The sequence below is a fragment of the Geminicoccus sp. genome (assembly GCF_036263595.1).
Taxonomy (GTDB): Bacteria; Pseudomonadota; Alphaproteobacteria; order Geminicoccales; family Geminicoccaceae; genus Geminicoccus.
This window is the reverse complement of the sequence record NZ_DATAGQ010000019.1, coordinates 1-8,848: the sequence shown is the minus strand read 5'-3', so window position 1 is coordinate 8,848 and position 8,848 is coordinate 1. Positions and strand designations below refer to the sequence as shown.

Sequence of the window (8,848 nt, the reverse complement as noted above, 5' to 3'; positions counted from 1 at the left end):
ACCATCGGCATCAGCACGGCCAGCGCGGTGAGCTTCTCGATGGACTGCTCGAACACGCCGATCACCAGCGAGGCGATCACCGCGGTGACGAGGTTGATCGCCAGCCAGGGCAGCCGGTGCAGGGCCGTGACCCAGGGCCCGGCGAACCGGTCGCTGTCCGCCACCCCGCCCAGCCGGAGCAGGTCGTCCTCGGCCTCCTCCTCGACGACCTCAACGATGTCGTCGAGCGTCACGATGCCCATCAGCCGGCCGGCGCTGTCGACGACCGGGGCCGAGGCCAGGCCGTACTTGCGGAACAGCCGGGCCACCTCCTCCTGGTCGGTGTTCGCCTTGATCAGGAACAGCTCCTTGAGCTTCAAGGAACTCATGGTGACGTCGCGCTGGGAGCGAAGCACCTCGGAGACATGGACCTGGCCGACCGGCCGCATCTTGGGGTCGACGATCAGGATGTCCCAGAACTCGTCCGGCAGGTCGTCGCTGCGGTTGCGGCAGTGGTCGATCGTCTGGCCCACCGTCCAGAAGTCCGGCACCACGACGTTGTCGCGCTGGACGAGGCGGGCGGCGGTGTAGTCGGGGTAGGCCAGCGCCTGCTCGACCTGGAAGCGCTCGGCAGCCGGCATCTCGCCCAGGATTGCCGCGCGGTCGTCCTGGTCGAGATCCTCCATGATCTCGACCACGTCGTCCGATTCCAGCTCGGACAGGATCGCCGCCGACGCCTTCGGCCCCAGCCTGCCGATCACCTCGTCACGGACCTCGGAATCCAGCCAGTTCAGCGTTTCCGGCTCGAGCACCGGCGCCGACAGGTCGACCGCCCGATCGCGCTGGTCGTCGGACAGCGCATGCAGCATGGCAGCCTGGTCGGCCGGATGGAGCGGCGCGAACAGCTCCAGCACCGCCTGCCCATCGTCCTGATCCAGCGCCTGCACGACGGCGCGGATCTCCTCCTCGTCGATGCCCGAGGCCGCGGGCGACCGGGTCTCGGAGCCGTCGTTCATCCGCTCTCGCCAAGCCGCAGGGAGATGGCCTCGGCGCAGGCGATGGCCGCCATGTTGGTGATGCCTCGCGCCGTCACCGACGGGGTGACGATATGGGCCGGCAGGCGCGGGCCCAGCACGATCGGGCCGATCGATACGCAGTTGGTGACCGCACGCACCAGGCTGTAGGCGATATGCGCGGCATCCAGTCCTGGCATGATCAGGAGGTTGGCTTCGCCGGCCAGGTTCGAATCAGGCAGGATCTTCTCGCGCAGGGCAGGCAGAAGGGCCGTGTCTGCATGCATCTCGCCGTCGATCTCGAGGCCGGGCGAGCGCTCGCGGATGATGGCCAGCGCCTCGCGCATCATCCTGACCTCCTTGGATTCCCGGCTGCCGAAATTGCTGTGGCTGACCAGGGCCACCTTGGGCTTGATGCCGAACCGGTCGATGGCCCGGCTGGCCGCCAGCGTCGTCTCGACGATCGTTTCCGCCGTCTGCTCGACGCTCACATAGGTGTCGGCCAGGAACAGGAGGCCACGGTCGAGGAGCAGGCCGTGAACGGTCGACGCCTCGCGCGTGTCGGGCCGCATCCCGATCACGTCCTGGACATCCTTGAGATGGTCGATGAACCGGCCGACCGGTCCCGCGATCATCGCATCCGCCTCGCCGCGTGCCACCATGATGGCGGCGATGACGGTGGGGCTCGTCCGCACGACCTCACGGGCAAGCTGGGGCGTGACGCCACGCCTTCCCATCTGGTCGCGATAGAAGGCGACATAGTCGTTGTAGCGAGGATCCGAGTTCGGATTGACGAGGTCGACGTCGCTTTCCAGCGTCAGGCGCAGGCCGTAGCGCTCGATCCGGTTCTGGATGACATCCGGCCGCCCGATCAGGATCGGCCGGGCGATCTGCTCCTCCACCACGACCTGGACGGCGCGCAGGATGCGCTCCTCCTCGCCATGGGTGAACACGAGCCGCTGCGGGGACGACTTCGCCCGCGCGATCTGCGGCCGCATGATCAGGCCGGACTTGTAGACCTTCTGGCTGAGGCTGGCGCGATAGGCGGCGAGATCCTCGATCGGCCGGGTTGCCACGCCGGTCTCCATCGCCGCCTTGGCGACGGCCACCGGCAGGTCGACCACCAGCCGCGGGTCGAACGGCTTGGGGATCACGTATTCCGGTCCGAACGCCAGGTACTCGGTATGGTAGGCCAGGTGCACCATCTCGGGCGTCGTCGCGCGCGCGAGTTCCGCCAGGGCATGCACGCAGGCGATCGCCATCTCGGTGTTGATCGTGGTCGCGCCCACGTCCAGGGCGCCGCGGAAGATGTAGGGAAAGCAGAGGACGTTGTTGACCTGGTTCGGGTTGTCGCTCCGCCCGGTCGCCACGATCGCGTCCGGCCGCGCGGACTTCGCCAGCTCGTAGGGGATCTCCGGGTTCGGGTTGGCCAGCGCCAGCACGATCGGCCGGTGCGCCATGGATGCCAGCATCTCCAACTTCAGCACGTTGGCGGCACTCAGGCCCAGGAAGATGTCCGCACCCGGGATCGCGTCCGCCAGCACCCGCGCCTCGGTCGGCCGCGCCCACTTGGCCTTCCACGGGTCCATCAGCTCGGTGCGACCCTCGTAGACCACGCCCAGGATGTCGGTGACCGTCACGTTCTCGCGCTTGAGCCCGATTGCCAGCAGCAGGTCCAGGCAGGCCAGTGCCGCGGCACCGGCGCCGCTTGCCACCAGCCGGACATCCTCGATCCTCTTGCCGACCAGGTGCAGCGCATTGACGATGGCGGCCGAGACGATGATCGCGGTGCCGTGCTGGTCGTCATGGAAGACCGGGATCTTCATGCGCTCCCGCAGCGTCTTCTCGATGTGGAAGCACTCCGGGGCCTTGATGTCCTCGAGGTTGATCGCCCCGAAGGTCGGCTCCAGCGCCGCCACGATGTCGCAAAGCTTGTCCGGGTCGAGCTCGTCCAGCTCGATGTCGAACGCATCGATCCCGGCGAACTTCTTGAACAGGACGGCCTTGCCTTCCATGACCGGCTTGGATGCCAGGGCGCCGATGGCGCCCAGGCCCAGCACGGCGGTGCCGTTGGTGACGACCGCAACGAGATTGCCGCGCGAGGTGTAGAGGGCGGCTGCCTGCGGATCGGCGGCGATTTCCTCGCAGGCCGCGGCCACGCCCGGGCTGTAGGCCAGCGAGAGGTCGCGCTGCGTCGAGAGCGGCTTGGTGGCCCTGACCTCGAGTTTTCCCGCGACCGGGCGGGCGTGGTATTCCAACGCGTCGTCGCGCAGCTGGGTCATGGCGATCTCCCGGGCGTCCACCGCCTCCCGAATGGACGCGTCGCACCCGGGCACGCAAGCCCTAACGCGCCCTGCGCGTCAGTGTGCCGAGCCTTGCGGCCGCTCCATCGCCATCGTGCGGTCGGCCACGCGGAGGAACTTGATGGCGGCGCATGCCGCGCCAAAGCCGCTGTCGACGTTCACCACCACCACGCCGGGCGCGCAGGAGCTCAAGGCCGACTGGAGCGCCACGCGGCCGCCCTGGGCCACCCCGACGCCTGCCGAGGTCGGCACCGCGATCACCGGCGCCTCGACCAGCCCGGCCAGCACCGTGAACAGCGCACCCTCCATGCCGGCAAAGGCGATCAGCACGTCGAACCGGCGCAGCTGATCCAGGCGGCGCAGCAGCCGGTCGAGCCCGGCCACGCCGACATCCACGAACTGCTCGCTGCCGCGCCCGTGGAAGGCCAGCACCCTGGCCGCCTCGGCCACCACCGGCAGGTCGGAGCTGCCACCGGCTACCAGACCCACGCGCGGCGTGTCCGTGAAGGGCAGGCCGCCAAGGACGCCCGTCTGGGAAAGCGCGTCGTAGTCGAGCCCTGCCCGCACCTCGCCCGACAGCCGCGCCAGGCGGTTGGGCCCCAGCCGGGTCAGCAGCAGGCGCCGGCGTGCAGCGCGAGCCTGCCGCAGCACCGCTTCGATCTGGGCGTCGGACTTGGGCGCGCAAAGCACCGCCTCGGCAACGCCCGTGCGTTCCTCGCGCAGCCAGTCCATGTCGATATCGTCGTTCGTCATCACGGCCTGCGCTTACACGAGGTGGCGGCAAAAGCCATGCCCTCCTCGCGTGCCTGCCGGCTCGAGATGGCATGATGGGCGATGTTCACGAGGAACCTGTCGCGCCATGCAGGGACTGGACCGAGGGCTGCGTGTGGGCAGCCAAGGCCGGCTGCATTGCATGAAGGGCTGCCTCGACCGCTCGGGCGCAGTCCTGCCAGCCGGGCCGGCAAAGGCTGGACCGAATGGCCGCCGCCCGCATCCGCAACCGGCGTTCCGGATCGTCGATCAGCGCCGCCAGGGCGGGGGCCAGGCAGGCCGGGCTGCTTGTTGCGACGACAAGGGCGGCCTCCGGGTCCAGCCAGCGCGCTGGCGCGCCCGCCGCCGTGGCGAGGATCGGCAGCCCGTGCGCTTCCGCCTCGGCCAGCGCCATCCCATGCCCCTCCAGGTGAGAGGCCGACACGAACAGGTCGGTCACCGACCAGGCGTCGGCCAGGGCCGGCTCGTCGAGTTCGCCCAGCAGTTCGACCCGGTCCTGAATCTCGTGCCGTGCGATCAGGTCCCGCACCACCTGCACATGGGCGGGCGCCCTGGTGAGGTTGCCGACGATCCGCAGGCGCCAGGGCCGGCCGGCCAGCAGGCCCAGCGCCTCGACGAGCCGGTCATGACCCTTGCGCGGCACCACCGCGCCCACCGCGAGCAGATCCACCAGAGGACCGGGACCACCCTTGGCCGGCGGTGCCGGGGTCGTGCCGGGCGGTGCCACCAGGAGCCTTGGCCGGGAGACCGCGTAGTCGCGCTCCAGCAGTTCGGCGGTCATGGTCGAGGTGCAGATCACCAGGCTGGCGTGGCGCAGGGCGCGGCGCTCGTCCGCCGCACGCGCCAGCGCCAGGTCCTCCGCCGTCCCGTGCTCCAGCGCCAGTGGATGATGGACGATCTGAACGATTCGCAGCCGGCGCGCGTGCCTCGCAATGACGTCCGGCAAAGCGCTGCTCACCAGCTGGTCGGTCATGAAGATGGCGCCGTCCGGCAGGGTGGCGAGGTAGCGCTCGGTGGCCTCGCATGCCAGCCGGTCCGGCTGGGGAAAGCCCGATGGCAGCCATTGCCAGTCGACCTCGTGGCCGAGGCGGACGAACTCGCGGCAGAGGCGAACGTCGTACACATAGCCGCCCGTGCGCCGCTCGTAGTCGCGCGAAAGCCCGAACGTCACTCGGAGCGTGGCCAGCGGGCGAACCGGGTTTCGCAGGCTTGTCACCGGCCACCGATCGGATCAGCCCGCACTGGCTGCCTGGCGAGCTGTCTGGCCCCCGCCGTTCTCGGTCTCCTTGGCGCGGCTGGCCAGCCAAGTCCGGAAGGCTTCGACCTTCGCGAGCTTGGCCTTGCGCGCTGGGCAGACCAGGAAATAGGCGAACCGCAGCGGCTGCTCCACGTCGAACAGGCGTACGAGGCGGCCGGCCTCCAGGTCCTGCTCGGCGAGCCTGGCCTTGGCCAGCGCCACGCCTCGTCCGGCAACCGCCGCCTCCAGCACCAGCGCCGACTGGTCGAAGCGGGGACCGCGCTTGCCGTCCGCCTCCCTGACGCCCGCCGCCTTCAGCCACATCGGCCAGTCCGGGCAGCTCGCATCGCGTTCCGGGCCATCGTCGTGCAGCAGGGGCACCCCGACCAGGTCCTGCGGCGTGCCGATCCCTGCCTGCGCCACCAGGGCCGGGGCCGCCACCGGAACGATGGATTCCGACAGCAGATGGTCGGTTTCCAGACCTGGATAGTGCCCGGCGCCGTAGCGGATCGCGCAGTCCACGTCCTCGCTGGAGAAGTCCACGATCTGGTTGGAGGCGGAGATCCGGACGTCGATCTCAGGATACTGCTCCTGGAAGTCTTCCAGTCGCCCCATCAGCCATTTGGCGGCAAAGGAGGGCGCTACGGAAACGTTCAGGACCCCGCCCTTCTGGAGCAGGTCGATCTCGTCCAGCGCGTCCGCCAGCTTCTGGAAGCCGTCGGCGAGGCCAGGCAGGCAGGCTTGGCCCTCGTCGGTGAGCAGCAGCGAGCGCGCGGTCCGGCGGAACAGGAGGCAGCCCAGATGATCCTCCAGCTGCTTGATCTGCTGGCTCACCGCCGCGGGCGTCACGAACAGCTCCTCGGCCGCCCGGCTGATGCTCAGATGCTTGGCCGCCACGACGAAGCATCTGAGGGCGTTGAGCGGCGGGAGGCGATGGATTGGACGCGGCATCAGGGCTCGCAGGAAGCGGTGCACCGGAGGAACGCTGAAGAAATCTAGAGCAGGGGAGCGGACGTCAACCCTTCGTTAAGGGGGGGCGGTCAGGATGAAGCCGCACCTGCCGGCACCGGGGTTGCCGTGCGTACCTCGTCCCATGCTCAGGAGGAAGCTATGCTTCTCACTCGATCACATCTGTTGCGGTTGGCTCTGGCGGCCTTGCCGGCGGCCACCAGTGCGACAGCTTCACCGACCGGATTCAAGCTCAGGATCAAGGGCAGGATCAGCGGCGGCGACATTTCGCTCGATCAAAAGGCGCTGGCTGCGATCGGCACCGTGGAGCTGGTGACGAGGACGCCGTGGAGCGAGGGAGAACTGCGATTCTCGGGCGTGCCGTTCAAGGACCTGTCCGCCGCCCTCGGCTTTGCGGGGGAGGATGTCGTGCTGCGTGCCCTCAACGAATACAGCGTGCGCACCACCGTCGAGACGCTGGTCGAGGAGGCGCTGGTCGCGTTCGAGATCGGTGGACGGCCGATCCCCGTCCGTGAAAAGGGACCATTGTGGGTCGTCTTTCCCTGGTCGCGGCGCCGCGACCTGGACGAGCCGAGCACCCAGTCCCTGTCGATCTGGCAGTTGCAGACCATCGAGATCCCATAAGAACGCGGAGCCGATGTCCCGCCAGCGCATTTCCGCCCGCACGTTCCGCACGGGGCTCATCCTCGGCAGCTTGACTGCAATGATCGCATTCGCGGTGATGTCCATCGTCCACCTGGGCGCCCTTGAAGGCCAGATACGCCAGGCTGCGCGGATGAGCACTACCGACGCCTGGGCAATCTATCAGGCACGCCTGGAGCTTCAGCATTTCCAGCTGGCACTGCTCAAGCACGTGGGCGGTGGCGATCTTGATCGTGCTACCCTTGATCTTCGGCTCGACATCCTCTTCAGCCGGGTCGATGTCATGAAGACCGGCGAGGACCGGGAGCGGTATCTTTCCGTTCTTCATCTGCATGCCGGCGGCGAAGGCAGCAGGACGACTGCCACCCAGGTCGACCGGATCATCCGCCAACTGGAGGACGCGCTCGGGACGACCGAGGCCATCCTTCGGACGCATCCGGACCTTCCAGCGGCACCCGAGGCGGCCGAACGGATCTTCGCCGTTCTGGCACCACAGGCAGAATCCTTGACGGACTTGGCAGCCCAGGCGACCAAGTGGTTCAATGACGCGTCGTCCCAGCTGATCAGCGAGGTGAGCGTGCGTCAGAGCAGGGAGGCCCTGGCGCTGATCGGCCTGTTGATCACCGCTGCTCTGGCGGCCTCGGCCCTGGCGGTCGAGAGCCATGTGGCGCGCCGGGCGGAACGGGAGGCGCGCGCCGCGTCGGAACGATTCCGCGAGTTCGCGGGTGCCGCCTCCGATTGGCTCTGGGAGACCGACCAGGCGGGCCGGCTCGTCTGGTGCTCGGACCGACTCGTCGAGCTCTTGAAATGCCTCTACGAAGGGCCGGCGACGACGGCACGGCATTGGCTGGAAGAGCCGGCTTGGCAGCCCTGGCGCGAAGCGCTGGCGAGCGGCATGGCATTCCGGGACGTCACCTGCAGGACGATGCGGCTGGACGGTGGCGAGGCTGTGCTGCGGCTGGCCGGCACGCCCTCCTTCGACACGACCGGGCAGTTCCTGGGGTTTCGTGGCGTCGGCAGCGACATCACCGAGAGCCATCTGTCGCATGCCCGGATCCGCTTTCTCGCCGATCACGACCCGCTGACCGCCCTGCCGAACCGCCGGGTGGCTCTCGAGCGGCTAGCCAGGTGCATTGACGGTAGCCGCAAGCTCGCTTGGCTGGTGGTCGATCTCGACGGGTTCAAGAACATCAACGACAGCTACGGGCACGGCACCGCGGATCGGTTGCTGGTCGAAGCGTCGCATCGGCTCGTCCAGTGCGTGGGGGATTCGGCGCTGGTGGCCCGGCTCGGAGGCGACGAGTTCAGCATCCTGTTGCAGGATTCATGCGCTACTGCCCAAGGCGTCCAGTCCATGGCATGGAAGGTCCTGGGCGAGCTTGCACGTCCATACCGCGTCGGGGACATGGTCGTGATGGCGACGGCATCGCTGGGCATCGCTTTGTCGCCCGATGACGGACGCGACTGCGACGCCATCGTGAAGGCGGCCGATGTCGCTCTCTACGAGGCAAAGAAGCTGGGGCATGCGACCCACCAGCGCTTCCAGCCCTGGATGAGCGACCGGCTTGCCAGGCGGCATCAGATCGATGCGGCGCTACGGCGGGCATTGGAACAGCAGATCCTGCAGTTGCACTACCAGCCGCAGATTGACCTGAAGTCGGATCATGTCACCGGCTTTGAGGCATTGCTGCGCTGGACCGACCCGGAGCTGGGGCCGGTCTCGCCGGCGGAGTTCATCCCGATCGCGGAGGAGACCGGCCTGATCGTGCCGCTCGGGCGATGGACGGTCCAGCGGGCCTGCGCGGACGCGGCCACCTGGCGCGGCGAGATCGCCGACGCCACCATCGGGATCAACCTCTCTCCCGCCCAGTTCGCCGATCCGGAGCTGGAGAACGAGATCGCGGCCGCACTGGCCCGCTCCGGTCTGCCCCGTG

The 8,848-nt window shown here is 68.5% G+C and carries 7 protein-coding genes; 2 read left to right on the top strand and 5 right to left on the bottom strand.

Annotation, left to right across the window (positions count from 1 at the left end):
• The 5 genes from VHL31_RS01230 to VHL31_RS01210 all read right to left on the bottom strand — a co-directional run.
• Positions 1–995: magnesium transporter (locus VHL31_RS01230; RefSeq protein WP_329659380.1), on the bottom strand; the 995-nt coding region annotated here is incomplete at its 3' end.
• A complete protein-coding gene (locus VHL31_RS01225) occupies positions 992–3,274 on the bottom strand; it encodes an NADP-dependent malic enzyme (RefSeq protein WP_329659379.1) in 2,283 nt (760 codons plus the stop codon). The genes VHL31_RS01230 and VHL31_RS01225, both read right to left, overlap by 4 nt.
• Positions 3,275–3,352: 78 nt before the next feature.
• Positions 3,353–4,048 (bottom strand): nickel pincer cofactor biosynthesis protein LarB, encoded by a 696-nt coding sequence (larB, locus tag VHL31_RS01220; RefSeq protein ID WP_329659378.1) that lies wholly within the window; start codon positions 4,046–4,048, stop codon positions 3,353–3,355.
• An 85-nt stretch (positions 4,049–4,133) separates the two neighbouring features.
• Complete coding sequence (locus VHL31_RS01215; protein WP_329659377.1) at positions 4,134–5,282, bottom strand: glycosyltransferase family 4 protein; 1,149 nt, start codon at positions 5,280–5,282, stop codon at positions 4,134–4,136.
• A gap of 15 nt (positions 5,283–5,297) precedes the next feature.
• A complete protein-coding gene (locus VHL31_RS01210; RefSeq protein WP_329659376.1) occupies positions 5,298–6,254 on the bottom strand; it encodes a transcriptional regulator GcvA in 957 nt (318 codons plus the stop codon).
• A gap of 183 nt (positions 6,255–6,437) precedes the next feature.
• On the opposite strand from VHL31_RS01210, the gene VHL31_RS01205 reads away from it, so the two are divergent.
• Complete coding sequence (locus tag VHL31_RS01205) at positions 6,438–6,896, top strand: molybdopterin-dependent oxidoreductase (protein WP_329659375.1); 459 nt, start codon at positions 6,438–6,440, stop codon at positions 6,894–6,896.
• A 151-nt stretch (positions 6,897–7,047) separates the two neighbouring features.
• Positions 7,048–8,848 (top strand): putative bifunctional diguanylate cyclase/phosphodiesterase (locus VHL31_RS01200; RefSeq protein ID WP_329659374.1); only part of this gene is annotated, 1,801 nt, incomplete at its 3' end.